Source organism: Streptomyces sp. NPDC041940 (assembly GCF_055589465.1).
On record NZ_JBVJBP010000013.1, the window covers coordinates 117077 to 143539 of the forward strand.

Below are 26463 nucleotides of genomic sequence, written 5' to 3' on the forward strand. Positions count from 1 at the left end.
TGCCGGGCGCTTAGGCTCCGCCGGTCGTATCGAGGGCGGGGGCACGGGCATGCGGGAACTGATCGCGGCGGTACGGCGTGGAGACGCCGACGAGGTCCGGGCTCTGCTGGAGTCCGGGGCCGACCCCGACACCCTCGATGGGACGGACGGGCTCCCGGTTCTCTGCCTGGCCGTGGCGGCCTACGACGAACCCGTCGCCGAGGCCCTCCTCCAGGGCGGCGCCGACCCCCTGCGCCGGCTGCCCGACGGGAGCACCCCGCTGTTGCGGGCCGTGGACGGCGGGGCACACCTCCTGACCTACGCGCTCGCCACCAGCCGGATTCCGCTCCCGGCACCTGCGCGCGCCGAACTGCTGGCCCGGGCCCGGCGCTGGTCGGAGGCGGGCGCCGAGGCCGAGCTGCGCCGCATCACCGGCCTTACCGGGCCCGTCGAGCGGATCAGGGTCGTTGACGACGAGGTCGGCTGGTGGTGCGAGCAGCTCACGCTCGGCGGAACGACCGTGCGTGACGAGCACTGGGCGGTCCTCACGTCCATGGAGGCCCTCTACGGCATCCGCACGCCCTTCGACGAACTGGTGGACCGGGCCATCGCCCATCCGGACCGGGACCACGTCGTCTGGTCGGACGTGGTGTTCACCCTCGGCCGCCGGCTGGACGAGGAGACCTGGCAGTGGACCCGGGACCTCCTCAACCACCCCGACCGGCTGCACCGCCTGCTTGCCGCGGAAATCCTGCTGTTCCTGATCCTCGGCGACTTCGTCAGGCAGAGCGACCCGTTCTGGGACCGGGGCAGGGAACTGGTGCCCTGGGCCGAACACGAGGAGGACCCGGAGGTACTGGCCGCCCTCCTGAACGCGATGACCCACGACAGCGCCCCCGAGATCGAGACCGTCGGGCTGTCGCACCTCAGCCACCCGGACCCGAGGGTGCGCGCACTGGTGCCGGAGACCGTGCACCGCCCCGAAAGCCTCACCGCCGTACTCACCCTGGCCCGCGACGAGGATCCCGGCGTGCGAGAGGCCGCGTGCCGTTGGCTCGGGCACTACCAGGGGAGCGAGCCCGAGGTGGGGGACGCGCTGGTCGCCCTCACCCGTGACGAGCGGCAGCCGATTCGCATCTGTGCCGTGTCCGGGCTGGCCTACCGCGACGATCCGCGCTGTGTGGAGGCCGAGCACCGGATCGGCCCCCTCGACCCGGAGCTGCCGTTCGACGAGAGGCTGATGGACGTGTGGCGCTACCAGCGCCGCCGGGAGGACGCCGAGGGCTCCTGAACACCCCGGCCGGAGCACCCCGCCGCCCGACTACCCTGGAGGGTCGATCGTCCCCCCTGTCAGGAGAGTAATGGCCGTCAATCTGGTCAATGTCGAGAACGTCAGCAAGGTGTACGGCACCCGCGCCCTGCTCGACGGCGTCTCCCTCGGCGTCTCCGAAGGGGACCGCATCGGTGTCGTGGGCCGCAACGGCGACGGCAAGACCACCCTGATCCGGATGCTCGCCAAGCAGGAGGAGGCCGACACCGGGCGCGTCACGCACTCCGGCGGACTGCGCAGCGGCGTGCTCACGCAGCACGACTCCCTCGACCCCGAGGCGACCGTCCGCCACGAGGTCATCGGCGACATGGCCGACCACGAGTGGGCGGGCGACGCCAAGGTCAGGGACGTGCTGACCGGCCTGTTCGGCGGGCTCGACCTGCCGGGGTTCCCCGCGGGCCTGGACACCGTCATCGGGCCGCTGTCCGGCGGTGAGCGGCGCCGTATCGCCCTCGCCAAGCTGCTCATCGAGGAGCAGGACCTGCTCGTCCTCGACGAGCCCACCAACCACCTCGACGTGGAGGGCATCTCCTGGCTGGCCCGGCACCTCCAGGTCCGCCGGTCCGCCCTCGTCTGCGTCACCCACGACCGCTGGTTCCTCGACCAGGTGTGCACCCGCATGTGGGACGTCCAGCGCGGCGCGGTCTACGAGTACGAGGGCGGCTACTCCGACTACGTCTTCGCCCGGGCCGAGCGCGAGCGCATCGCCGCCACCGAGGAGGTCAAGAGGCAGAACCTCGTCCGCAAGGAGCTGGCCTGGCTGCGGCGCGGGGCCCCCGCCCGTACGTCCAAGCCGCGCTTCCGCGTCGAGGCCGCCAACGAGCTCATCAAGGACGTACCGCCGCCCCGGGACAGCAGCGAGCTGATGAAGTTCGCATCCACCCGGCTGGGCAAGACCGTGTTCGACCTGGAGGACATCACCGTCCAGGCGGGCCCCAAGGTCCTCCTCAAGCACGTCACCTGGCAGCTCGGTCCCGGCGACCGGATCGGTCTCGTCGGAGTCAACGGCGCCGGGAAGACCTCCCTGCTGCGGGCCATGGCCGAGGCGTCCCGGACCGACGGCGAGGCGCAGCCCGTGGGCGGGCAGGTCAAGGTCGGCAAGACCGTCAAGCTCGCCTACCTCTCCCAGGAGGTCGCCGAACTCGAGCCGAGCACGCGCGTGCTGGAGGCCGTGCAGCAGGTGCGCGAGCGCGTCGACCTCGGCAAGGGGCGCGAGATGACCGCCGGGCAGCTGTGCGAGACGTTCGGCTTCACCAAGGAGAAGCAGTGGACGCCGGTCGGCGACCTGTCCGGCGGTGAGCGCCGCAGGCTCCAGCTGCTGCGCCTGCTCATGGACGAGCCCAACGTCCTCTTCCTCGACGAGCCCACCAACGACCTCGACATCGAGACGCTGACGCAGCTCGAGGACGTCCTCGACGGCTGGCCCGGCTCGATGATCGTCATCTCCCACGACCGGTTCTTCATCGAGCGCACCACCGACCGGGTGTTCGCCCTGCTCGGCGACGGCGCGCTGCGGATGCTGCCGCGCGGCATCGACGAGTACCTGGAGCGGCGCAAGCGCATGGAGGAGGCCGCGGCCTCCTCTTCCGGCCCGGCCGTCGCGCCGCAGACGGCGGCTCCGGAGAAGAGCGCCGCCGACCAGCGCGCCGCCAAGAAGGAACTCCAGAAGATCGAGCGGCAGCTCGACAAGGTCTCCGAGAAGGAGACCAAGCTTCACTCTCAAATCGCCGAAAACGCCACGGACTTCGCGAAGGTGGCCGAACTGGACGCCGAACTGCGCGAGTTGGCGGGTCAGCGCGAGGAGCTGGAGCTGCGCTGGCTGGAACTCGCCGAGGACGCGTGAAGGGTGCGTGAAGACGCATAACGGCGGCATCACGGGCCGGTCCTCCCTTGGGAACAGGGGATGATCGGCCCGCTCTGCTGTGGGAACGGAGTGATAGAAAGAGCCGTCTTAGAACTTTATGAAACGACTCTGAGTCCATCGCGTACCTCAGGGCGTGGCTAAAAATCAGTGATCGAACGGGGGAGCCGCTGATGACTCAGCCGCCCAGTCAGCCACCGCACGGTGGCTTCGGAGCACCGCAGAACCAGCCGCCGCAGGGCGGTGGCTACGGGGCACCGGGGACCCCGCCGCCACCCCAGGGCCCGCCGCAGACGCCGCCGCCCCCGCAGGGCCCGCCGCAGACGCCGCCGCCCCCGCAGCCGGGGTACGGCTATCCGCAGCAGCCCGGGCAGCCCGGGCCTTACGGCCAGCCGGGCCCGTACAACTCCGGTCCCTACGGCCAGCCGCAGCAGCCGGGACCGTACGGTCAGCCCGGCTACGGCTACCCGCCCCAGCCGCAGTACCCCGGCGCGCCCGGCACCCCGCCCGGGGGCGGCTCGGGCAACCCCTTCAAGGGCAAGCCCGCGATGATCATCGGTGCCGCGGTCGCCGCGCTGCTGGTGGTCGGCGGCACGGTGTGGGCGGTCACCGGCGGCGACGACGGCAAGGGCAAGAAGAAGCCGGTCGCCCAGCAGAGCGACGGCAAGTCCGGCGCCTCCGACCCGGTCAACCCCGGTGACGGCAAGGGCGACGGCGGCGACGACCCGGAGAACCTCAACGAGGGCCGCCGGGCCGGCGAGGCCAAGGTCCTCTGGTACAAGGAGGCGCCCGACGCGCCCAAGTCCGGCGCCGACGCCGCCGGCATGTGGATCACCGACAAGACCGCGGTGAAGGCGGCGTACAAGCAGCTCTTCGCGTACAACGTCGGCGACGGCAAGCCGACGTGGGACACGATCACCTTCCCGCAGAAGATCTGCGCGACCACTCCGGAGAAGACGGCGGAAGACAAGATCGTCGTCGCCTACATGAGCGGCAGCAGCGACCGCGCCAAGTGCAACCAGCTCCAGGAGATCGACCTCGCCACGGGCGAGAAGGGCTGGAAGGAAGAGGTCGCCGACGGCGCCCTGTTCGACTCCACGCTCTCCGTCGAACTGTCCGTCACCGGCACCACGCTGATGGTGGGCCGCTCCCAGTCGGGCACGGCGTACGACGTCACCAACGGCGACAAGCTCTTCGACAAGAAGAAGTACGGCCAAGCCTGCTTCCCCGCCGCGTTCGCCGGCGGCGAGAAGCTGATCTCCGTCTCCTCCTGCGGTGCCGGCGGCGACAAGGAGCACGACGAGGTCCAGGAACTCGACCCGAAGACCGGCGACGTCAAGTGGACCCAGCCGTTCGACAAGGGCTGGCGGGTCGCGCGCGTCTACTCCGTGAGCCCGTTGGTCATCTACAGCACCAACGAGGAGAAGAAGTCCTGGAACATCTCCTCCTTCACTTCCGGCGGCAAGTTCCGCTCGCAGGTCGGCTTCGACGAGGACTTCGCCCCCGAGTGCGGCTGGGCCATCCTCGAACGTGACCTCCAGGGCTGCCAGGGCGTCGCCGCCGACGACACCACGCTCTACCTGCCGACCGAGGCGACCACCGGTGCCAACGAGATCGTCGCGGTCAACCTCGCCAACGGCAAGGAGAAGTGGCGGGTGAAGTCCCCGTCCGACGAGTCGATGCTGCCGATGAGGACCGAGGGCGGAAAGCTCATCGCCTACATCGAGCCCTCGTACGACGGGGGCGGCCAGGTCGTGTCCATCCCGACCGGCGGCAGCGCCCACAAGCCGGTCAAGCTGCTGCAGAACCCGCAGGGCGCGGCCGACATCGAGAACGGCTTCTTCTCCAGGGACATCGACTGGGCCGGCGGGCGCTTCTACATCTCGACCACCCGGCTGAGCGGAAACGACGAGACGAAGGAGAAGTTGATGCTCGCCTACGGCAAGTGACTCTTCTCCCCTCTTCTCTCCCCACTTCGTCGTCGTCCCTCCCCATCCCCGAGGTGCTCACGTCATGACCCAGCCGCCGCCCCCGCCGCCCCAACAGCCCCCGTCCGGTGGCGGCTTCGGGCCGCCCCAGGACCAGCCGCCGCAGCCGGGGTACGGCTATCCGCAGGCTCCCCAGACGCCACCACAGCCGCCGCAGTCTCCGCCGCCCGGCTACGGCTATCCCGGTCAGCAGCCCGGGGCGTACGGGCAGCCGCCGCAGGCGCCTTACGGACAGCCGGGCCAGCCGGGATACGGGCAACCGGGCTACGGTCAGCCCGGTTACGGCTATCCGCAGGGGACCATGCCGCTCCAGCCGCAGCCCGGACACCCGGGACACCCGGGACAGCCTGGACAGCCCGGCGGCGGCAAGAAGTTCAACGCGCAGCTGGCGATCATCGTCGCGGCGGTCGTGGCGATCGCCCTGATCATCGGTGGCGGCGTCTGGTACTCCTCGTCCAAGGACGACGGGAAGAAGGACGACACCGCCAGTTCCGGCGGCAGCACCGGCGGCACGGACGACGACAACGGCGGTACCACCTCCGGCGGCAAGGAGAAGGCACCGTCCGACCCCGGCGCCAAGGTCCTCTTCCAGGTCCCGGCGCCCGAGGTGAAGAACGACAGCACGGTCGTCGTCTCCGGCTCGTGGCTCACCGACAAGACGTACGCCAAGAGCGGCATCGCCCAGATCGTCGGCTACGACCGCGACACGGGCGGCAAGCAGTGGACGATCCCGCTGGACGGCCCCGTCTGCCAGGCCAGCCGCCATGTCACCGAGGACAACAAGACGGCGATCCTCTACCAGCCCGAGATGCCGACCAAGGCCGACCCCTCACACGGGTGCAGCCAGGTCGCCCTGATCGATCTCGACGCGGGCAAGGAGCTGTGGACCAAGACGGCCAAGACCGGTGACCAGCTGATCAGTTTCGACAACGTCACGATCAGCGGCAAGACCGTCGCCGTCGGCAGCAGCAGCGGCGGCGCCGCCTTCGACGTCTCCGGCAAGCTGCTGTGGAGCCCCAAGCCCAGCGACTCCTGCTACGACGCCGGGTACGGCGGCGGCGAGAAGCTGGTCGCGGTGCGCAAGTGCGGCTCGTACGAGCAGCGGCAGCTGCACATCCAGACCATCGACCCGAAGTCCGGGAAGGTGATCTCGGAGTACAAGATGGCCGAGGGCATCGAGTACGCCAGCGTCGTGTCGACCAACCCGCTCGTGGTGGCCGCCGACGTCGGCGACTCCGCGGGCGACGGCAGCGGCATCTCCGACTTCTTCTCCATCGACAACAAGACCGGCAAGCTGCGGACCCGTATCTCGGCACCGGGCGAGCAGTTCGCCGCGCGCTGCGAGGGCATCACCCGCATCGAGTACTGCAACCAGCTGGCCGTCGGCAACGACCGGCTGTACATCCCGACCGAGGAGCACGACGGCAAGGGCGAGTACAGCCAGACCAACGAGATCGTCTCCTTCGACCTCACCACCGGCAAGCAGACCGGGCAGCGGGCCGACGCGGGTGACGGCTACACGATCTCGCCGCTGCGCATGGACGGCGGCAACCTGATCGCGTACAAGCGGCCGCCGTACGACAAGGGCGGGCAGATCGTGAGCATCGACGGGGGCAGCTTCAAGGAGACGAAGCTGCTGGAGAACCCCGCGTCGGAGCAGGTGCGCGATGTGGAGGCCAGTATGTCGCCGGACTACTCGGAGTTCCTGTACGCCGAGGGGCGTCTGTACATGTCGAAGGTGTACGCGAGCAAGCGCTCTTCCACGGGTGACAAGGAGTATCTGGCGGTCGGGTTCGGTACGGGCTGATCGTCCGATGATCATCTGGTGATCGACTGAGGTTGCTTTCGGTCCCGCCCCTGTTCAGGGGCGGGACCGTTCGCGTTTGGCTCAGTCAACCTCGAATGAGAGGAATTTCGGCGATCCGGGGCGATTCTCGCGGGTAGGGGAGCGCAACGTCGAACAAGCGTGTAGCTTCCGGGGGCATGAAGGCGGGGGAGCCGGGGGGCTTCCATTGGGGGGACTGGAGTGACTGGGGGGTTGCTCGATGGGAGTGCGGCTCATGGTGGTCGACGACCACCGATTGCTGGCCGAGGCACTGGCCTCCGCGCTGAAGCTGCGGGGGCACCGGGTGCTGGCCGCGGCGGCGCCGGCCGCGGGGGCGGCGGAGCTGGTGATCACACGAGCGCCGGAGGTGTGCCTGCTGGGGACGGCCACGCCGGCGGAGCCGGGCATCTTCGATCCGGTGGTGCGGATCAAGCGGGAGCGTCCGCAGGTGGCGGTGCTGGTGCTGGGCCCGGTGCCGAGCCCCCGCGGTATCGCGGCGGCGTTCGCGTCGGGGGCTTCCGGCTACGTCCGGCATGACGAGCGCATAGAGGGCGTCGAGCGGGCCATCATGAAAGCCAGGGCGGGCGAGGCGGCGGTGGCGCCGCAACTGCTCCAGGGCGCGTTCAGCGAACTGCTGAACCCAGCGGCCCAACCGGACGACGAGGGCCAGCGCCTGCTCCAGATGCTCACGCCGCGCGAGGTGGAGGTCCTGGTCCGCGTAGCCGACGGCGAGGACACCCGCCTCATCGCGGCGGGCATGGGCATCGCACCCTCCACCGCCCGCACGCACGTCCAGCGAGTCCTGATGAAACTGGGCGTGGGCTCCCGCCTGGAGGCAGCGGCACTGGCGGCCCGGACGGGGTTGCTGGACCGGGCGGGGCCGGTGTCGCGGGAGCAGTGAGCGGGTGGTGCCGACGACGTGAAGCAGGGCCTCGTCCACGTCGTCTTCCGCCACGGCGGAGACTTCGCCCAGCGTGGCGTGCCGATCCACCGAGTGGCGATCACCATCGGGGACCAGAGTGAGGGACGGGTGATTGGGGCGAATCCGGCATGATTCACGGGGATCCTGAGCACCTCCTCGTACGCGCCCGTGGCGACGCCTCGCCGCTGTACGCCACGGACGCCCCCGCGTTCGCCCGCGTCGAGGACTTCACCCGCGCCCTCCCGGTCGACGACCATGTGCTCGAACTGCCCGACGATGTGGCGCGCCGGCTGAGCGAGTGGAACCGGACCCGTCCCGCCGACGGGTTCGAGGCTCGCCCGGCCCTGCGCAAGCACGTCAAGCAGGGGCTGGACATCGCCCGTCTGGTGGCGAAGCACCTCGGCCCCTGCTGGGTGGTGCGCTTCTGGGACGAACGACACCAGGACGAGAAGCTCGTGTGCTGGGGGTGCGATCGGCTCCACCGGGCCGTCGACGCCCATGACCCACCCCCGCACCCACTCGACCTCACCGTCGAGGGCGAGTACGGGCTGTACCCACTGCACGCGGAGGGTTTCGGAAGCTTCGCTCCGGACGATGCCGCTGCCGCCATCCATCTGTCCGATGATCTCGTGGCCGCCTTCTTCCAGTGGAAGGCGGCGATTGAGACGACGCTGATGAACGACGGCGACGACGACGAGTGGCAATGCCTGTTCGAGGAAGGCAGGGACCTGTCGGAGCGTCTCGCTCGGGAGATCGGCCCGGCCCGGACGGTGACGTACCGAGGCATCGCCAACGGCGGTCTCGCCTCGATGACGTCGGTCACCTGGCAGGGAGACCGGCGGATGTAGCCGCCTGCCGACCGCAGCCGCTCCCCGTCCACCAGGGCACCGGAAGCAGAAGTCTCACGAACAAGAAGCCGGCGCCCAGTCACCCACCCCGGAGCTCAGCCGTCACTCCCCCGCTTCGTCCCCCGGCACAACATCCGGAGGCGGCGGCGCCGCAGGCCGCAGCTTCAGCCACACCAGGAAGAACACCCCGAGCAGCAGCATCCCCAACCCGGTCCACAGGTTGATGTTGACCCCCTCGGCCTTGTCGATGTCGGCATCGGACGCCGTGAACCCCGCGATCGTCACGATCACGCCGTAGACCACGAACAGCCCACCGATGATGCGCCGGATGTCGAACAGCCGCGCGGCCGTCGCCGATTTGCCCTGCAGCTCGGTGACTTCCCGCTGCACGTCCTTGTCGGAGTAGAACTCGGACATACGTCAATCCTCCCTCGGTCAGACCGGGAACGGTCATAACGGGAACGGTCAGAACGAGAACGGGATGTAGCAGGCCGCGGCCAGCACGATCGCGCCCCAGCCGAGCAGCGCCGGCTTGCGGTACCAGGCCTCGTCCCCCGGTGCCGGCGGCTCGGTCATGCCGGGCGAGGTCGTGCCGTAGACCAGGCCCTGGAGGTCCTCGGCCGGCTTCGGCGCGGTGAAGAGTGACACCGCCACCATGACGACCGCGCCCGCGACGAAGCCCGCGATCGCCGAGACGAAGTTGGCGCCCTGGTCGGTGGGGATGTCGACGATGTCCTGCTTGTAGAGGACGAAGTAGTTGATCATCGCGGCGGTGGTGCCCACGAGCAGCCCCCAGAAGCCCGACTTCATCGACGCCCGCCTCCAGAACATGCCGATGATGAAGACGACGAACATCGGCACGTTGAAGAAGGAGAAGAGGGTCTGCAGGTAGGCCATGATGTTCGAGAAGGAGCGGGCCAGGAACGCCGTGCCGATGGAGGCCAGGACGCCGATCGCGGTGATGAGGCGGCCGAAGCGCACGTAGTACTCGTCCTCGCGGCCCCGGACCACGTACTTCGCCCAGATGTCCGTCGTGAACACCGTGTTGAACGACGACACGTTCGCCGCCATGCCCGCCATGAACGCCGCGAGGAGGCCGGTGACGGCGATGCCCAGCACACCGTTCGGCAGCAGCTGTGCCATGAGGTACGGGATCGCGTCGTTGTACTGGAGGTCCGAGCCGGAGGTGCCGATCTTGGGGACCAGGACGGCGGCCACCAGACCCGGGATCATCACCAGGAACACGATGAAGATCTTCGGGAACGCGGCGATGAGCGGGGTGCGCTGGGCCGCCGAGAGGTTCTTCGCGGACAGGGCGCGCTGCACCTCGGCGAAGTTTGTCGTCCAGTAGCCGAAGGAGAGGACGAAGCCGAGGCCCAGGACGATCGTCAGCCAGTTCGCCCCCAGCGGGTTGTCGCTGCCGATGCCCGTACCGCCCCAGGACGTCATGAAGTCGGCGCCGCGTGAGGCGGTGAGGGAGTCGGACAGGCCGTCCCAGCCGCCCACCTTCTTCAGTCCGAGGACCGCGATCGGGATGAGCGCGGCGAGGATGACGAAGAACTGCAGGACCTCGTTGTAGATCGCCGAGGACAGGCCGCCGAGCGTGATGTACGCGAGCACGAAGAAGCCGGCGACGACGATCGCCACCCACTCCGGCCAGCCCAGCAGCGCCTCGACGACGATGGCCAGGGCGTAGAGGTTGACCCCGGCGATGAGGATCGCGGCGAAGGCGAACAGGATCGAGCTCAGCAGATGCGCCGGCCTGTCGAAGCGCAGCAGCAGGAACTCGGGGACCGAGCGGACCTTGGAGCCGTAGTAGAAGGGCATCATCACCAGGCCCAGGAAGACCATGGCCGGGATGGCGCCGATCCAGTACCAGTGCGTGGTGTAGACGCCGTACTGCGCGCTGTTGGCGGCCATGCCCAGGATCTCGGTGGCGCCCAGGTTGGCGGCGATGAAGGCCAGACCGGTGACCCAGGCGGGCAGGGAGCGGCCGGAGAGGAAGAAGTCGAGACTCGTCTTCACCGAACGGCGGGCGGCGAAGCCGATGCCGAGGACGACGACGAAGTAGATGCCGAGGAGCGTGTAGTCGAGCCAGTTCGTGGGGAGTCGCAGCTCGGCCGATAGATATGTGGGGGTTTGCACTAGCCCTCGCTTCGTTGCGCGAACCGATACGTCGCGGAATCTACGCCTCCGCGTTCAGCAATTGAACACGCCCACTGATGCTCTTTGTTGGATTGTGATGTTGACGGGTGGGGGGATCGATGTTTTTATATGTTTGGTTATGTTTGAAGGATGAGGAGTCCGGCGTGAAGAAGACCTCGACCCGGCTGGCCGACGGTCGCGAGCTCATCTACTACGACCTGCGCGACGACACCGTGCGCGACGCGGCCGACCGCCGCCCCCTGGACCGCACCGTCACGACGTCCGAGGTCCGCCGCGACCCCCTGCTCGGCGACTCCGTCGCCATCGCCTCGCACCGCCAGGGCCGCACCTACCATCCGCCGGCCGACGAATGCCCCCTGTGCCCCTCCGAGGGTGATCGGCTGAGCGAGATCCCGGACTCGTCGTACGACGTCGTCGTGTTCGAGAACCGCTTCCCCTCGCTGGCCGGGGACTCGGGCCGCTGCGAGGTCGTCTGCTTCACCTCCGACCACGACGTCTCCTTCGCCGGCCTCACCGAGGAGCAGGCGGGCCTGGTGCTGGAGGCGTGGACGGACCGTACGTCGGAGCTGTCCCATCTCCCCTCCGTCGAACAGGTCTTCTGCTTCGAGAACCGCGGTGCCGAGATCGGTGTGACCCTCCAGCACCCGCACGGGCAGATCTACGCCTACCCCTTCACCACCCCGCGCACCGCCCTGATGCTCCGCTCCGTCGCGACCCACAAGGAGATGACGGGCGGGGAGAACCTCTTCGACGCGATCCTCGAGCGGGAACTCGCCGACGAGCGGGTCGTCCTGGAGGGTGAACACTGGGTGGCATTCGTGCCCTATGCGGCGCACTGGCCGTACGAGGTGCACCTCTACCCCAAGCGCCGGGTGCCCGACCTGCTCGGTCTGGACGAGGACGCGCGCACAGAGTTTCCCAAGATTTATCTGGAACTCTTGAGGCGCTTCGACCGGATCTTCGATGGCGGGGACGGTGGGGAAAGCACCGAGGGTGAGCCTCCGACGCCGTACATCGCGGCCTGGCACCAGGCACCTTTCGGCGCGCTGGAGGAGTTCGACGGGGTCGTGCGTGAGGACTTCGCACTGCACCTCGAGCTTTTCACCATCCGCCGCACTTCCGGCAAGCTGAAGTTCCTCGCGGGTTCCGAGTCCGGCATGAACGTGTTCATCAACGACGTGCCGCCGGAGCGCGCGGCCGAGCGACTGCGAGAGGTAGCGAGTTCATGAGCGGGAAGTACCTGGTGACAGGCGGTGCGGGCTACGTCGGCAGCGTCGTCGCCCAGCACCTGCTGGAGGCGGGCCACGAGGTCGTCGTCCTGGACAACCTCTCCACGGGCTTCCGTGAGGGCGTCCCGGCGGGCGTCACCTTCATCGAGGGCGACATCCGCGATGCCGCCAAATGGCTGGACTCCTCGTTCGACGGCGTGCTGCACTTCGCCGCTTTCTCGCAGGTCGGCGAGTCGGTCGTGAAGCCGGAGAAGTACTGGGACAACAACGTCGGCGGCACCATGGCCCTGCTGGCCGCGATGCGCGAGGCGGGCGTGGCCAGGCTCGTCTTCTCCTCCACGGCGGCGACGTACGGCGAGCCGGAGCAGGTCCCGATCGTCGAGTCGGCGCCTACGTCCCCCACCAACCCCTACGGTGCCTCGAAGCTCGCCGTCGACCACATGATCACGGGTGAGGCGGCCGCCCACGGTCTCGCCGCGGTCTCGCTGCGCTACTTCAACGTGGCGGGCGCCTACGGCGAGCACGGCGAGCGCCACGACCCCGAGTCCCACCTGATCCCGCTGGTCCTCCAGGTCGCGCAGGGCAGGCGCGAGGCGATCTCCGTCTTCGGCGACGACTACCCGACGCCGGACGGCACCTGTGTGCGCGACTACATCCACGTCGCGGACCTCGCCGAGGCCCACCTGCTGGCGTTGCGGTCCGCCACCCCCGGCGAGCACCTCATCTGCAACCTCGGCAACGGCAACGGCTTCTCGGTCCGCGAGGTCATCGAGACGGTCCGCACCGTGACCGGCCACCCGATCCCCGAAGTGGTAGCCCCCCGCCGGGGCGGCGACCCGGCGGTCCTGGTGGCCTCGGCCGCCACGGCCCGCGAGAAGCTGGGCTGGAACCCGTCCCGCGCGGACCTCGCGGGAATCGTCGCGGACGCGTGGGACTTCGCGCAGCGGCGCGGCAACTAGGACGTACGGAAAGTCAGGGGACAGGCATGAGCGAGGCTGTGGCGGAGACGGTCGCCGCACGGTTCGGCGAGCTGTACGGCACCGAACCGCACGGGGTATGGGCGGCACCGGGCCGCGTCAACCTCATCGGCGAGCACACCGACTACAACGACGGCTTCGTCATGCCGTTCGCCCTGCCGCACACGGCGGTGGCGGCGGTGTCACGCCGTGAGGACGGCGTCCTGCGCCTCCACTCGGCGGACGTGGAGGGCGGAGTGGCGGAGCTGAGCCTCGACGACCTGTCCCCGGAGTCGGACAAGAACTGGACGGCGTACCCGGCGGGCGTGGTCTGGGCCCTGCGCGAGGCCGGCCACGCGGTCACGGGCGCGGACATCCACCTCTCCTCCACCGTCCCCTCGGGCGCGGGCCTGTCGTCGTCGGCGGCGCTGGAGGTCGTGGTCGCGCTCGCCCTGAACGACCTCTTCTCCCTCGGCCTCCGGGGCTGGCAGCTGGCCCGCCTGTGCCAGCGCGCGGAGAACGTCTACGTCGGTGCCCCGGTCGGCATCATGGACCAGACGGCGTCGGCGTGCTGCGAGGCCGGCCACGCCCTCTTCCTCGACACCCGCGACCTCTCCCAGAAGCAGATCCCCTTCGACCTGGCGGCCGAGGGCCTGCGCCTCCTCGTGGTCGACACGCAGGTCAAGCACTCCCACAGCGAGGGCGAGTACGGCAAGCGCCGCGCGGGCTGCGAGAAGGGCGCGGCGCTGCTGGGCGTCAACGCGCTCCGGGACGTCCCCTACGGCGAGCTGGACGCGGCCCTGTCCCGCCTCGGCGACGAGGAGGAGGTCCGCCGCCTGGTCCGCCACATCGTCACGGAGAACGAGCGCGTCGAACGGGTGGTGTCCCTGCTGGAATCGGGCGACGACACCCGCGCGATCGCCCCGATCCTGGTCGAGGGCCACGCGTCCCTCCGCGACGACTTCCGCATCTCCTGCCCCGAACTCGACCTGGTCGTCGACACGGCCCTCGCCTCCGGCGCCCTGGGCGCCCGCATGACCGGCGGCGGCTTCGGCGGCTCGGCGATCGTCCTCGCGGAGGAGACGGACGTCGACGCCATCACCAAGGCGGTGACCGAAGCCTTCGCGGCGGCGGGCTTCACGACACCGCGCGTGTTCGAGGCGGTGCCTTCGGCGGGGGCGCGGCGCCTGCGCTGACATCCAGGCGGAGAGCCGGGCGCCCTCACATCGAGGGCGCCCGATCCTCTCGCGTGGGTTCAGCGGTTGACGGACTGGATTTCCCGGACCGTCATCGCCTGGGTCGTCTCGAAGGTCCCGTCCGGCAGATCGCCCCGCGCGCCGCCGGAGCCTTCCCAGGAGATCTGCCACGTGACCGACGCCTTGAGCTCGTACGGCGTACCGTTCGTGGCCCGCAGATACCGGATGCCACACGGCGGAGTCCGGCTCGCATCGCCCTTGGTGTACGGCATGCCGATGGAGCCGTCGTCGTTGATCGCGCAGTCGCCAGACGCAGGGTAGGTCTCGGCGTCCTCGGTGCCGGGATTCAGATGCAGGGCGACCGGCTTGGCCGTGGTCTCCGCCCAGACACCGGCATCGGGCAGCTCGGCACGGACCCTGACCTCCTTGAAGGCCGCCTTGTCCAGCCACACCCAGGTCGGCAGGTTCACGGTCGACCTGGTCGCGGGCTTCAGCTCGACCTCGGTCCGCGGAACGTTGATCTTGTCGTACGCGTAGCCGGCGAGGACGTCAGGGGTGGGAGCGTTGTCGTCGTCGGGGAGAGTGTTGGCGTTCTGCCAGAACAGGGTGCGTTCACAGTCGTACGACTCGTCGTCGTTCTCCCGGTTCTTGTTGATCACCCCGCGCCAGAACATTCCGTCTTTGCCGAGGTTGTAATTCTTGTAGCTGAACCCGCTGTCGGTGTTGTCCTCCCCCTTCTCGTAGTGGTCCACCATGAGATCCTCGCCCCAGCTGAGCGAAGGGGTCACGGGAACCAGATCGCCGTTGGGGTTCTTCTTGAGCCGGCCCACTGCCTCCTTGAGCTGCTGCGGCGTCGCCACGGGCTCGTACCAGCACGCGGGCGGCTCCCAGTTGGGGTCCACCGGGGCGAGCGGCTGGGTGGACTTGCCTGTGCCGCCGCTCTCCTGCGTGACCTCGATACGCGTGGTGGCGGCCGATGCCGTCAGCGTGCTGCCGGACGCGCCGCCGGCCCCGCCCGAAGGCGGCGCCTGTGACTCGTCTTCACCGATGGCGTATCCCGCCGTGCACGACAGGACAAGGGTGGTCGCCGAGGCTGCGAGGACAGCGCCCGCCTTCGCCGCGAATCGCATCAGCTGCACGCCCCCGGCACGGTGGTCAGTGACGTGGTCTGCCATACACCCTGGGAGGTCTTGTCCAACCGGAGGCGGTACTGGACCAGCGACTCGGGCTTGTCCGGAGTCCTGACGGTCTTCTCGGTCTTGCGGTTCTTCGTGGACGCCTGGCGCTCGTCGACGCAGTAGAAGAGCACACCCGAACCGGTGTCGCTGATGTGAACCTGGGGATCGAAGACCCTGACCTTGCCGACAATGCTGTCGTCGTCGTCCGTGAACTGCTTGATCCACTTGCGGGCAGTCGCCTGGGTGGCGTCGGAGTTGTAGAACACGACCGCGTCCGATTCCGGGTCTGCCTCGATGATCGCTGCGTACTTCGACCGCAGCTCCTCGCGGCCGTCGTTCAGGATCGCCTGAAGCTTGGGATCGCTGTTCGTCCAGCTCTCGAAGTCCGCCTGGAACTCCTTGGGCAGTTTGATCTCCGGCCGCTTGGCGCTGCCCGGCGAAGCCACGGCGGAGGGGCTGGCCGACGTCCTGCCGTCGTCGGCGCCCGCACCCTTGATCGGGTCGGAGGACGAGTCGCCTCCTCCTGACCCGCATGCGGTTGTCAACACGGCCATGGATGCGGTGAGCACGGCTGCTGCGAGCCGGGCGAGGCGATTCACTCAGTTCTCCCGTTGAGGTGAAGTTAACTCAAGCGAACCAACGCTATCGGAGCGGCCATGCTCCTTTGCCAGCGCAGCATTTGCACCAAGTGTCAGGGCTGACACTTCCGGGAGCCCCGGTCCTCGGTGAGATCCCACGTCTGCCAGACACCGTCCTCGTTCTTCTTCAGGCCGAGGTTGTAGAAGACGTAGCTGTCAGGCGTGGTCTTGGTGCCCTGCATCTTGTTCGTCTCGCGGTTCTTGAGGTCCGCCTTGCTCTCGTCGACGCAGTACGTCAGAGCGGCGGACTTCCTGTCGTCGAAGACGGTCACCTTGCGGTCGAAGTACCGCAGGGTGCCGGCCCAACTGGTCTTCTTGTTGATGGCGCCCTTCGCGTACTCGTAGACGCCGACCAGGGCGTTGTCCGTGAAGTAGAAGGCCATACCCGACTTCTTCATGTCGCCGTACGCCATGGCCTGCCACACCGTGCTCTCGGCTCGTTCGTTGTCCGCCAGGATCGCGTTTTTGGCGGCGTCGCCGGTCCGCTGCCCCTCGAAGACCAGCTTCATGTCGGCGGGAAGCTTGATCTCCGGCCGTTCGATCCCGTCCCTCGGTGCGGACGCAGAAGCAGACCCGGACGGCCGGGCCGACGCTGTCTCAGATCCTTCCGACCCACAGGCGGTGAGCAGTATGGCCGCGGATGCGGTGAGCGCGGCTGACACGAGCCGGGCGGGGCGGTTCACTGTGCACTCCCGTCGCTGTGGGGGATAACTCAAGCGAACCAACGCTATCGGCGGGCCGCATCGCCGAACTGCCCAGGGCTTCGGCCGCCCCCGGCTGGGCCTTGCCCCCGCGTTCTGCGCCCGTCCGGCCACCGATCACTCTTTGTGATGACGCACGCCGAATCAGGCGGCTGCTGTGAGGGGGCAGGCCCAGAATCCCGCTCATGGGAGGAGTCATGACCGCCGAGTCGACTGCCGACCCCGGCTGCCGCCGGCCGGTGCCGCCCCGGGACGGATACACCGTGGACGACCTGTTCGCGTCGCCCGACCTCCCGCCGCACACCGAGCTGATCGACGGGAGCCTGGTTTTCGTCGGTCCGCAGCGGGATTCTCACAGCACTGTGATCGACCTTCTGGTGATGGGCCTGCGTCGCACGGCACCCGGAAAGATGAAGGTCCGCCGTGCGATGACCGTCGTGCTGGACCGCCGCAACGGTCCCGAGCCCGACATCTGCGTAGTGCACGCCGACGCCGTGACCGGCCGGGAACAGACCGGCTTCAAGGCCTCCGACGTCCTGCTCGCCGTCGAAGTCGTCTCCCCGGACTCCGAAGCCCGCGATCGGGACACCAAGCCCCACAAGTACGCCGCCGCAGGCATCCCGCACTTCTGGCTGGTCGAGACGAGCGGCGCGAAGCAGCAGCCGGTGGTGCGCAGTTACGAACTCGACCCCGTGTCCAGGACATACGCGCCGACCGGCACGCACCGCGACCAGCTGAAGCTCGGCGTGCCGTACGACATCGACATCGACATCACCTCGGACACACTCGACGAACTCTGACCGCCGCCTCACCCCAGCCTCTTCGTCAGCAAGTACTCCGTGATCCCCGGCGGATAGTCCGGGATCACGCACACCACCTCGTACCCCTGCTTCTCGTAGAACCGCGGGGCCTGGAAGTCCCAGGTCTCCAGGCGGGACGAGTGGCAGCCGCGGGTGTTCGCGGCGATGCGTTCCGCCTCGCGGAGCAGGGCCGCGCCGAGGCCCGTGCCGCGGTGGCGTTCGTCGACCCAGAGGTAGGTGACGTGGAGCCAGGTCGCCCAGGTGTAGCCGACGAGGCCGCCGGCCAGAGCGTCGTCCGAGTCGTTCACAGCCCACACGTGCAACGGGACGTCCCTTTCGTCCGGAGTTCCGCGCAGGGCTCGCAGGATCGGGGAGGCGGTTGTGTTCGCTTCCCGCAGGCGTGTGCGGAGCAGATCACGTCGGGCCTTGTCGACTTCTGTCTCAAGACGGAACATGCGGCACACCATAAACGTGCTGGACAGTCAGTTCTGCAAATAACCTTCCGCTCCCGGCCCCCGCCCGTACCCTGATGAACAGCACCGGTGGGGGCCGGTGCCGATCAGGGGGCGAGACAGCCGGGTACGACGCCCGGGGTGGGGGTAGCGGTGTCTGCACGGCGGCGGCCGTGCGGCTGCGGCGACCCGGTCAGGCCGCTGCGAGACGAACGGACGGACGCGGCGGCCGGGCACTCCGGCGTCGTACCCGTGCGGGTTCGTGTTCCGACGATGGGGAATCCCCTGCTCTCAGGAGCCTGGGGAAGGGGGTTACGTGGTTCGCATCCGAGTCCTGGTCGTCGACGACCATCGCATCTTCGCCGAGTCACTCGCCGCGGCCCTGGCCGCAGAGCCCGATGTCGACGTCTCCGCGGCCGGCAGCGGTCCGGCCGCGCTGCGCAGCCTGGAGCGGGCGGTCGCCGAGGGGCGGCGCTTCGACGTGCTGCTCGTGGACGCCGACCTCGGCGGCATGGTGCCGGGCATACGGCCGGCCGTGCCGGTGCAGGAGAGCAACGAGGACGGGCTCGTCGACGGGATCTCCCTCGTCACGGGCGTGCGCTCCGCGCAGCCGAACGTACGGATCGTCGTGCTCGCCGAGAAGGACGACCCGCGCCGGGCCGCCCTGGCCCTGCAGGCCGGGGCCTCGGGGTGGGTGGCGAAGGACTGCTCGCTGTCCCGGCTGCTGACCGTCATCCGAGGGGTGCTGCGCGACGAGACCCATCTGCCGCCCGCTCTGCTGACCGGCGTACTGCGGGAGCTCACCGCCGCGCGCAAGCACCGCACCGAGAGCGAGCGGCTGGTCGAGTCGCTGACGCCGAGGGAGCGGGAAGTGCTGCGGTGCATGGTCGCCGGGCTGGGCCGGAAGGCCGTCGCCGAGCGGCTGTATCTGTCGCCGCACACCGTGCGGACCCATATGCAGAACGTGCTGGGCAAGCTGGGCGTGCACTCCACGCTCGCCGCCGTCGCCCTGGCCCGGCGGGCCGGAGTCGGGCCCGTCGACCTAGCCGGGGATGTTGTCGAACGGGGCGGTCAGCTGGCGTAGCAGCCCCGCCAGTTCGCCGCGCTGGGCCCGGGAGAGCTCCGCGAGGATCGCGCGCTCCTGGTCCAGCAGTCCCGCCAGGGCCTGGTCCGCGCGGTCCCTGCCCTCGTCCGTCAGCCGGACCAGGACGCCTCGGCGGTCGCTGGGGTCGGGGAGGCGTTCCACCAGGTCCTTCTTCGCCAGGCGGTCGATGCGGTTCGTCATCGTGCCCGACGTGACCAGGGTCTGGGTGAGGAGCTGCCCCGGCGAGAGCTGATACGGCGTGCCCGCGCGGCGCAGGGCCGTCAGGACGTCGAACTCCCACGGCTCCAGGCCGTGCTCCGAGAAGGCCAGCCGACGTGCCCGGTCCAGATGCCGGGCCAGTCTGCTCACACGGCTGAGCACCTCGAGCGGTTCCACGTCGAGGTCCGGGCGCTCCCGACGCCATGCTGCGACCAGCCGGTCGACCTCGTCCTCCATGGCGATCAGTGTAGTGGTTGTGTCGACGTAGAGTCTCTTGACGTCCATTTTCTTGACGTCGAGATATTTACGATGTCACCGTGGACGTGCGCCCTGACGGTCACCACCAGGACATCTGGAGGACTTCATGCCCGCTGCCACCCCCGCCTGGGACCCCGCCCAGTACCTCCGGCACGCCGGCCACCGCGCCCGCCCCTTCGCCGACCTCCTCGCCCGTGTCCCCGAGCTGCCCGGCAGCGCGCCCCGCATCGCCGACCTCGGCTGCGGCCCCGGCAACGTCACGCGGTTCCTCGCCGATCGCTGGCCCACCGCCCGGATCACCGGCTACGACAACTCGCCCGAGATGCTCGACAAGGCCCACGTCGATCACCAGGGCCCCACGCCGGGCGGGGGGCGCCTCGACTTCGCCCACGCCGATGTGCGCACCTGGGCGCCGGCCGAGCCGTACGACCTGATCGTCAGCAACGCCGCGCTGCAGTGGGTGCCGGGGCACGTCGAGCGGTTCGCCGACTGGGTGGCCGGGCTGAAACCGTCCGGCACCTTCGCCTTCCAGGTGCCCGGGAACTTCGATGCCCCCAGCCACCGGCTCATGCGCGAAATCGCCGGTTCCCCGCGCTGGCGCGACCGGCTCGCCGGCACCCTGCGCCACGCCGACGCCGTCCTCGCACCCGAGGCCTGTCTGGAGCGCCTGACGTCCCTCGGCTGCGCGGCCGACGTGTGGGAGACGACGTACGTCCATCTGCTGGAGGGCGAGGACCCGGTGCTGGACTGGGTGAAGGGGACCGGGCTGCGGCCCGTGCTCACGGCACTCGCCGACGAGCCCGAGGCGCGGGCCGAGTTCCAGGCGGAGTACGGGGCTGCCCTGCGCGAGGCCTATCCGGCGGGGCGGCACGGCACCCCGTTTCCGTTCCGCAGGGTTTTCGCGGTGGCTCGGAAGCGGGGGTGACTGTGGTCAGGCGGTGCGGCCGAGGTGGGTGATGAGGATGCGGATCACCTCGTCGTCGATGACGTAGAGGACGCGGTAGTCGCCGACTCGGAGGCGACGGATGTCCATTCCGTAGGGGACCGTTCCCGCCGGCCGAGGATCGTCGGCGAGCTGGTCGATCCTGTCCAGAACGGCGGCGAGGCCGCGAGGGTCTTCCTTCAAGAACCGCGCTGCGACGTCGAGTGCATGCGGCTCGAAGATGATCTTGTAGGTCACTTCTCGTCGAGCCCCAGCCGCTTGCGCACTTCGGCCATGGGGATGCCCTCGCCCAGCGTGCCCTCCGCCTTGCGCCGCTGGTAGTCCGCGACTGCGAGAGCGTCTTCGAGATCCTCTATCACCTGGGGAGACACGAGCAGCGCGGCCACATGGCCGTGGTCGGTGATGGCGATGGTCTCGCGGCTGTGGGCCGCGCGCCGGACCAGGTCGCCGAGCTGGGAACGGGCGGAGCTGATCGTGATCTCAGTCATGGACACATGATGCCACAAGGTTAATGTTGTGAGCGCTGGGTTCAGCTCTTGCGCCGCCCTATCAAATGCGGCTTCGCCTCTATCCCGTCCAGCCCGTGCCAGGCCAGATTCACCAGGTGCGCGGCCACCTCGGCCTTCTTCGGCTTGCGGACGTCCAGCCACCACTGGCCGGTCAGGGCGACCATGCCGACCAGGGCCTGGGCGTACAGCGGGGCCAGCTTGGGGTCGAAGCCGCGGCTCTTGAACTCCTTGCCGAGGATGTCCTCGACCTGGGTGGCGATGTCCGAGATCAGGGAGGCGAAGGAGCCCGTCGACTGGGGGATGGGGGAGTCCCGGACCAGGATGCGGAAGCCGTCCGTGTTCTCCTCGATGTAGTCGAGAAGGGCGAAAGCCGCCTGTTCGCAGAGTTCGCGAGGGTGACCGGCCGTGAGGGAACTCGTCACCATGTCCAGCAGGCACCGCATCTCGCGGTCCACCACGACGGCGTAGAGGCCCTCCTTGCCGCCGAAGTGCTCGTACACCACCGGCTTGGAGACCCCGGCCTTCGCCGCGATCTCCTCCACCGAGGTGCCCTCGAACCCCTTCGCCGCGAAGAGCGTGCGACCGATCTCCAGCAACTGTTGGCGGCGCTCGGCACCGGTCATCCGCGTGCGACGCACTCGCCGCGGCTTGTCATTGCTGGGGGTGCTGCTCGAGTCGGTCGCCACAGCGACCATCATGCCGCCTCGACGGGCTCCTTCCCGCGCCGGGAGCCGCCTTCCCCGTCGTTACGGCGCGAATCGATACGCGAGCGTGACGGCCAGCGCACGTCGTACGCCCAGCCGGCCATCTCGAACCAGCGGATCAGCCGTGCGGAGGAATCCAGCTGGCCGCGCATCACCCCGTGCCGCGCGGAGGTCGGGTCGGCGTGGTGCAGGTTGTGCCAGGACTCGCCGCAGGACAGCACGGCCAGCCACCACACGTTGCCCGACCGGTCGCGCGACTTGAAGGGGCGCCTGCCGACCGCGTGGCAGATCGAGTTGATCGACCACGTCACATGGTGCAGCAGGGCCACCCGGACGAGCGACCCCCAGAAGAACGCCGTGAAGGCGCCCCACCAGGACATCGTGACCAGGCCGCCGATCAGCGGCGGGAGCGCCAGGGACAGGGCCGCCCACAGGATGAACTGGCGGGAGATCGTGCGGAGCGTCTTGTCCTTGATCAGGTCCGGGGCGTACTTCTCCTGCGGCGTCTGCTCCTCGTCGAACATCCATCCGATGTGCGCCCACCACAGGCCCTTCATCAGGGCCGGGACGGTCTCGCCGAAACGCCACGGCGAGTGCGGGTCACCCTCCGCGTCGGAGAACTTGTGGTGCTTGCGGTGATCGGCCACCCAGCGCACCAGGGGACCCTCGACCGCCATCGAGCCCGCGATGGCCAGCGCGATCTTCAACGGCCGCTTGGCCTTGAAGGAACTGTGCGTGAAGTGGCGGTGGAAGCCGATCGTGATGCCGTGGCACCCCAGGTAGTAGAAGAACACCAGCAGCCCGATGTCCAGCCAGCTCACGCCCCAGCCCCAGGCCAGCGGCACGGCCGCCAGCACCGCGAGGAACGGGACGATGATGAAGAGGAGGAGAGTGATCTGTTCGATGGACCGCTTCTGCTCGCCGCCCAGCGTGGCGGAGGAGGGGGCTGCGGAGTCGGTGGCCTGACCGGGCGCCTCGGGGGCGTCCTCGATCACGTCGGAACTGGTCATACGCGTCCCCTGGGGGGTATGTGGAGGGAGAAGTGAGGGTAGCCGGGGCACGGGGACCCGTACGGCTGCTTCCTACGGTTCCGTAACCTACGGCTTCGTAAGTATGGCAGTGCGCCGCCCGGCGGCAAGAGCCCGAAAGCCTGCGCGTCCCCGCCGACACCTATCCTGGAGTCGGTCGGACAGCGCGGTCCGCTCTGATTTCTTCCCGGATGTTCCGGCCCGTATGCGGCGCACGCCGCGCGAGACGCCGTCCGGGTTCCCCTCCCAGACGAGCTTCAACACTGCAAGGAGCCGCACCTGTGAGCAGTGCCGACGACCAGACCACGACGACGAGCAGTGAGCTGCGTGCCGACATCCGCCGGCTGGGTGACCTCCTCGGAGAGACCCTTGTCCGGCAGGAGGGCCCTGAGCTCCTGGAACTCGTCGAGAAGGTCCGCCGCCTCACCCGAGAGGACGGCGAGGCCGCCGCCGAGCTGCTGCGCGGCACCGAACTCGACACCGCGGCCAAGCTGGTCCGCGCGTTCTCCACCTATTTCCACCTGGCCAACGTCACCGAGCAGGTCCACCGCGGCCGCGAGCTGCGGGCCCGGCGCGCCGCCGAGGGCGGACTGCTCGCCCGTACGGCCGACCGGCTCAAGGACGCCGACCCCGAACACCTGCGCGAGACGGTCCGGAACCTCAATATTCGTCCCGTGTTCACGGCCCACCCGACCGAGGCAGCGCGCCGGTCGGTCCTGAACAAGCTCCGGCGCGTCGCCGCACTCCTCGACACCCCCGTCATCGAGTCCGACCGCCGCCGCCTCGACATCCGGCTCGCCGAGAACATCGACCTCGTCTGGCAGACCGACGAACTGCGCGTCGTCCGCCCCGAGCCCGCCGACGAGGCCCGCAACGCCATCTACTACCTGGACGAACTGCACGCCAACGCCGTCGGCGACGTCCTGGAGGACCTCACCGCCGAGCTGGAGCGCGCCGGGGTCAAGCTCCCCGACGACACCCGCCCGCTCACCTTCGGCACCTGGATCGGCGGCGACCGCGACGGCAACCCCAACGTCACCCCCCAGGTGACCTGGGACGTCCTCATCCTCCAGCACGAGCACGGCATCAACGACGCCCTCGAGACGATCGACGAGCTGCGCGGCTTCCTCTCCAACTCCATCCGCTACGCCGGCGCCACCGAGGAACTGCTGACCTCCCTCCAGACCGACCTGGAGAACCTCCCCGAGATCAGCCCCCGCTACAAGCGCCTCAACGCCGAGGAGCCCTACCGGCTCAAGGCCACCTGCATCCGGCAGAAGCTGGAGAACACCAAGAAGCGCCTCGCCAAGGGCACCGCACACGTCCCCGGCCGCGACTACCTCGGCACCAGCCAGCTCCTCGACGACCTGCGGATCATCCAGAGCTCCCTGCGCGAGCACCGCGGCGGCCTCTTCGCCGACGGCCGCCTCGCCCGCACCATCCGCACCCTGGCCGCCTTCGGCCTCCAGCTCGCCACCATGGACGTACGCGAACACGCGGACGCCCACCACCACGCCCTCGGCCAGCTCTTCGACCGGCTCGGCGAGGAATCCTGGCGGTACGCGGACATGCCCCGCGACTACCGCGCCAGGCTGCTCGCCAAGGAACTGCGCTCCCGCCGCCCCCTCGCGCCCACCCCGGCGCCCGTGGACGCGCCCGGCGAGAAGACCCTCGGCGTCTTCCAGACCGTGAAGAAGGCCCTGGAGGTCTTCGGACCCGAGGTCATCGAGTCGTACATCATCTCCATGTGCCAGGGCGCCGACGACGTCTTCGCCGCCGCCGTCCTCGCCCGCGAGGCCGGACTCGTCGACCTGCACGCCGGCTGGGCGAAGATCGGCATCGTGCCGCTGCTGGAGACGACCGACGAGCTCAAGGCCGCGGACACGATCCTGGAGGAGATGCTCTCCGACCCGTCGTACCGCAGGCTCGTGGCGCTGCGCGGCGACGTCCAGGAGGTCATGCTCGGCTACTCCGACTCCTCCAAGTTCGGCGGCATCACCACCAGCCAGTGGGAGATCCACCGCGCCCAGCGCCGCCTGCGCGACGTAGCCCACCGCTACGGCGTCCGGCTCCGCCTCTTCCACGGCCGCGGCGGCACCGTCGGCCGCGGCGGCGGCCCCACCCACGACGCCATCCTCGCCCAGCCCTGGGGCACCCTGGAGGGCGAGATCAAGGTGACCGAACAGGGCGAGGTCATCTCCGACAAGTACCTCATCCCCGCCCTGGCCAGGGAGAACCTGGAACTGAGCGTCGCGGCCACCCTGCAGGCATCCGCCCTGCACACCGCCCCCCGCCAGTCGGACGAGGCCCTGGCCCGCTGGGACGCCGCCATGGACGTCGTCTCCGAGGCCGCCGAGGCCGCCTACCGCAGGCTCGTCGAGGACCCCGACCTCCCGGCGTACTTCTTCGCCTCCACGCCCGTCGACCAGCTCGCCGACCTCCACCTCGGCTCCCGCCCCTCACGCCGCCCGGACACCGGCGCCGGCCTCGACGGGCTGCGGGCCATCCCGTGGGTCTTCGGCTGGACCCAGTCACGGCAGATCGTGCCCGGCTGGTTCGGCGTCGGCTCCGGCCTCAAGGCACTGCGCGAGGCAGGCCTGCGCCAAGAAGGCGACACCGTCCTCGACGAGATGCACGGACAGTGGCACTTCTTCCGCAACTTCATCTCCAACGTCGAGATGACCCTGGCCAAGACCGACCTGCGGATCGCCCAGCACTACGTCGACACCCTCGTCCCCGACGAGCTCAAGCACGTCTTCGACACCATCAAGGCCGAGCACGAACTGACCGTGCGTGAGGTGCTGCGCGTGACCGGCGAAGAAACACTCCTCGACGCCGCGCCCGTCCTCAAGCAGACCTTCGCCATCCGCGACGCCTACCTCGACCCGATCTCCTACCTCCAGGTCGCCCTCCTCAAGCGGCAGCGCGACGCCGTCGGCGCCGCCGAACAGCCCGACCCGCTGCTCGCCCGCGCCCTGCTCCTCACCGTCAACGGCGTGGCAGCCGGCCTGCGCAACACCGGCTGAGCCACACAGCACAACGAAAGGTGCCCCCGGTTCATGTGAACCCGGGGGCACCTTTCGTACGCCTGACGGCACCTGACCTCACACGGCGAAGAACGCCGCCGTCAGCAGCCCGAACCCCGACAGCGCCAGCACCCACGCCACCCGCGTCCGCAACAACCCGCCCGCCACCACGACCGACGCCAGCAACAGCGCACCACCCAGCGGAATCCACGCGTACAGAATCCCCGCCGGACCCGAACGGACCGCGTCATCACTGCCGGGCTTCAGGACCACCGTGTAGGTCCGGCCCCTCTCCACCGCGACCGACTTCTCCAGCTCCACCCTCGCCCGCGGCTGCGCACCCTCCGACAACGGCGTGAACGCGCCCGTGCACAGGTCCGGCCCGCACCGCGACACATCGACCGTGCCGCGCTCCCGGCCCTTCGTCAGCATCACATGCTGCGCCGTACCCCACGACGCCCACACACCCGCGATCAGGATCAGCGCGGCGACCGTACCCATCGCCGCGAACCGACCGAACCGCAGCACGGCATGAGAGCTCTGGCGAGAAGCGGCGGCAGTGGGGGGCATGGCCGGGATCATTGGCCATACCCACACGGCCGGTCAACTCCCCGGGGTGACAA

General features: G+C 69.3%; 25 protein-coding genes. 13 read left to right on the forward strand and 12 right to left on the reverse strand.

The features are described 5' to 3' along the window. The first annotated feature begins 49 nt into the window (after positions 1-49). The 6 genes from ACZ6I3_RS22650 (at position 50) to ACZ6I3_RS22675 (ending at position 8753) form a co-directional block, all read left to right on the forward strand. Positions 50-1270, forward strand: a complete 1221-nt coding sequence (locus ACZ6I3_RS22650) for a HEAT repeat domain-containing protein (protein WP_469416840.1) — start codon at positions 50-52, stop codon at positions 1268-1270. 70 nt (positions 1271-1340) lie between these two features. After that, complete coding sequence (locus tag ACZ6I3_RS22655) at positions 1341-3152, forward strand: ABC-F family ATP-binding cassette domain-containing protein (protein WP_469416841.1); 1812 nt, start codon at positions 1341-1343, stop codon at positions 3150-3152. A 191-nt stretch (positions 3153-3343) separates the two neighbouring features. After that, positions 3344-5119: an outer membrane protein assembly factor BamB family protein gene (locus tag ACZ6I3_RS22660; RefSeq protein ID WP_469416843.1), complete on the forward strand. Its 1776-nt coding sequence runs from the start codon at positions 3344-3346 to the stop codon at positions 5117-5119. A 64-nt stretch (positions 5120-5183) separates the two neighbouring features. Then, on the forward strand, positions 5184-6965 hold the full coding sequence (locus ACZ6I3_RS22665) for an outer membrane protein assembly factor BamB family protein (RefSeq protein WP_469416844.1): 1782 nt from the start codon (positions 5184-5186) through the stop codon (positions 6963-6965). 238 nt (positions 6966-7203) lie between these two features. Next, the gene (locus tag ACZ6I3_RS22670) at positions 7204-7884 is read left to right on the forward strand and encodes a helix-turn-helix transcriptional regulator (protein WP_469416845.1); all 681 of its coding nucleotides are present in this window, start codon (positions 7204-7206) and stop codon (positions 7882-7884) included. Positions 7885-8033: 149 nt separating this feature from the next. Further along, entirely contained in the window at positions 8034-8753 is a 720-nt protein-coding gene (locus ACZ6I3_RS22675; RefSeq protein WP_469416846.1) for a hypothetical protein, read from the forward strand. A 102-nt stretch (positions 8754-8855) separates the two neighbouring features. Here ACZ6I3_RS22675 and ACZ6I3_RS22680 read toward each other — a convergent pair whose 3' ends face one another. Further along, on the reverse strand, positions 8856-9170 hold the full coding sequence (locus ACZ6I3_RS22680) for a hypothetical protein (RefSeq protein ID WP_469416847.1): 315 nt from the start codon (positions 9168-9170) through the stop codon (positions 8856-8858). 48 nt (positions 9171-9218) lie between these two features. Further along, positions 9219-10898, reverse strand: a complete 1680-nt coding sequence (locus ACZ6I3_RS22685; RefSeq protein ID WP_469416848.1) for a sodium:solute symporter family protein — start codon at positions 10896-10898, stop codon at positions 9219-9221. 164 nt (positions 10899-11062) lie between these two features. Here ACZ6I3_RS22685 and galT point away from each other — a divergent pair, with 164 nt between their 5' ends. From galT to galK, 3 genes are read left to right on the forward strand one after another with little or no spacing between them, the layout of a single operon-like run. After that, positions 11063-12148, forward strand: coding sequence for a galactose-1-phosphate uridylyltransferase (gene galT, locus ACZ6I3_RS22690; RefSeq protein WP_469416850.1), 1086 nt, complete (start codon positions 11063-11065; stop codon positions 12146-12148). Next, complete coding sequence (gene galE / locus ACZ6I3_RS22695; RefSeq protein WP_469416851.1) at positions 12145-13107, forward strand: UDP-glucose 4-epimerase GalE; 963 nt, start codon at positions 12145-12147, stop codon at positions 13105-13107. Before galT ends, galE begins: the two co-directional genes overlap by 4 nt. A gap of 26 nt (positions 13108-13133) precedes the next feature. Continuing rightward, on the forward strand, positions 13134-14300 hold the full coding sequence (gene galK, locus ACZ6I3_RS22700) for a galactokinase (RefSeq protein WP_469416852.1): 1167 nt from the start codon (positions 13134-13136) through the stop codon (positions 14298-14300). Positions 14301-14359: 59 nt separating this feature from the next. Here galK and ACZ6I3_RS22705 read toward each other — a convergent pair whose 3' ends face one another. The 3 genes from ACZ6I3_RS22705 to ACZ6I3_RS22715 form a co-directional block, all read right to left on the reverse strand. Then, positions 14360-15430 (reverse strand): hypothetical protein, encoded by a 1071-nt coding sequence (locus ACZ6I3_RS22705; protein WP_469417018.1) that lies wholly within the window; start codon positions 15428-15430, stop codon positions 14360-14362. After that, on the reverse strand, positions 15430-16032 hold the full coding sequence (locus ACZ6I3_RS22710) for a hypothetical protein (RefSeq protein ID WP_469416854.1): 603 nt from the start codon (positions 16030-16032) through the stop codon (positions 15430-15432). Before ACZ6I3_RS22710 ends, ACZ6I3_RS22705 begins: the two co-directional genes overlap by 1 nt. 137 nt (positions 16033-16169) lie before the next feature. Then, positions 16170-16625 (reverse strand): hypothetical protein, encoded by a 456-nt coding sequence (locus tag ACZ6I3_RS22715; protein ID WP_469416855.1) that lies wholly within the window; start codon positions 16623-16625, stop codon positions 16170-16172. Between the two features lie 389 nt (positions 16626-17014). Here ACZ6I3_RS22715 and ACZ6I3_RS22720 point away from each other — a divergent pair, with 389 nt between their 5' ends. Next, on the forward strand, positions 17015-17617 hold the full coding sequence (locus ACZ6I3_RS22720) for a Uma2 family endonuclease (protein WP_469417020.1): 603 nt from the start codon (positions 17015-17017) through the stop codon (positions 17615-17617). 8 nt (positions 17618-17625) lie between these two features. On the opposite strand, the gene ACZ6I3_RS22725 is transcribed toward ACZ6I3_RS22720, so the two are convergent. After that, positions 17626-18084 carry a GNAT family N-acetyltransferase gene (locus tag ACZ6I3_RS22725; protein ID WP_469416857.1) on the reverse strand — a complete coding sequence of 153 codons (459 nt, stop codon included), beginning with the start codon at positions 18082-18084 and terminating at the stop codon, positions 17626-17628. A 301-nt stretch (positions 18085-18385) separates the two neighbouring features. Here ACZ6I3_RS22725 and ACZ6I3_RS22730 point away from each other — a divergent pair, with 301 nt between their 5' ends. Then, on the forward strand, positions 18386-19153 hold the full coding sequence (locus ACZ6I3_RS22730) for a LuxR C-terminal-related transcriptional regulator (RefSeq protein WP_469416858.1): 768 nt from the start codon (positions 18386-18388) through the stop codon (positions 19151-19153). On the opposite strand, the gene tamR is transcribed toward ACZ6I3_RS22730, so the two are convergent. Next, positions 19112-19609: a MarR family transcriptional regulator TamR gene (tamR, locus tag ACZ6I3_RS22735; RefSeq protein WP_215120920.1), complete on the reverse strand. Its 498-nt coding sequence runs from the start codon at positions 19607-19609 to the stop codon at positions 19112-19114. The two genes, ACZ6I3_RS22730 and tamR, sit on opposite strands and share 42 nt — an antisense overlap. Before the next feature lie 127 nt (positions 19610-19736). Between tamR and ACZ6I3_RS22740 the strand changes: the two genes are divergently transcribed. After that, a complete protein-coding gene (locus tag ACZ6I3_RS22740) occupies positions 19737-20555 on the forward strand; it encodes a trans-aconitate 2-methyltransferase (protein ID WP_469416859.1) in 819 nt (272 codons plus the stop codon). Positions 20556-20561: 6 nt separating this feature from the next. Here the strand turns inward: ACZ6I3_RS22740 and ACZ6I3_RS22745 are convergent, their stop codons facing one another. The 4 genes from ACZ6I3_RS22745 to ACZ6I3_RS22760 are packed head-to-tail and all read right to left on the reverse strand — an operon-like array spanning position 20562 to position 22796. Further along, a complete protein-coding gene (locus tag ACZ6I3_RS22745; RefSeq protein WP_469416860.1) occupies positions 20562-20810 on the reverse strand; it encodes a type II toxin-antitoxin system RelE family toxin in 249 nt (82 codons plus the stop codon). Then, positions 20807-21061, reverse strand: coding sequence for a type II toxin-antitoxin system Phd/YefM family antitoxin (locus ACZ6I3_RS22750; protein ID WP_469416861.1), 255 nt, complete (start codon positions 21059-21061; stop codon positions 20807-20809). Before ACZ6I3_RS22750 ends, ACZ6I3_RS22745 begins: the two co-directional genes overlap by 4 nt. Positions 21062-21102: 41 nt before the next feature. Continuing rightward, complete coding sequence (locus ACZ6I3_RS22755) at positions 21103-21780, reverse strand: TetR family transcriptional regulator (RefSeq protein ID WP_469416862.1); 678 nt, start codon at positions 21778-21780, stop codon at positions 21103-21105. Next, positions 21777-22796, reverse strand: coding sequence for an acyl-CoA desaturase (locus tag ACZ6I3_RS22760; protein WP_469416864.1), 1020 nt, complete (start codon positions 22794-22796; stop codon positions 21777-21779). Before ACZ6I3_RS22760 ends, ACZ6I3_RS22755 begins: the two co-directional genes overlap by 4 nt. Positions 22797-23095: 299 nt before the next feature. Here ACZ6I3_RS22760 and ppc point away from each other — a divergent pair, with 299 nt between their 5' ends. Then, complete coding sequence (gene ppc / locus ACZ6I3_RS22765; RefSeq protein WP_469416866.1) at positions 23096-25840, forward strand: phosphoenolpyruvate carboxylase; 2745 nt, start codon at positions 23096-23098, stop codon at positions 25838-25840. A gap of 78 nt (positions 25841-25918) precedes the next feature. Here the strand turns inward: ppc and ACZ6I3_RS22770 are convergent, their stop codons facing one another. Further along, positions 25919-26422 carry a hypothetical protein gene (locus ACZ6I3_RS22770; protein WP_469417022.1) on the reverse strand — a complete coding sequence of 168 codons (504 nt, stop codon included), beginning with the start codon at positions 26420-26422 and terminating at the stop codon, positions 25919-25921. Between the last annotated feature and the right edge of the window lie 41 nt (positions 26423-26463).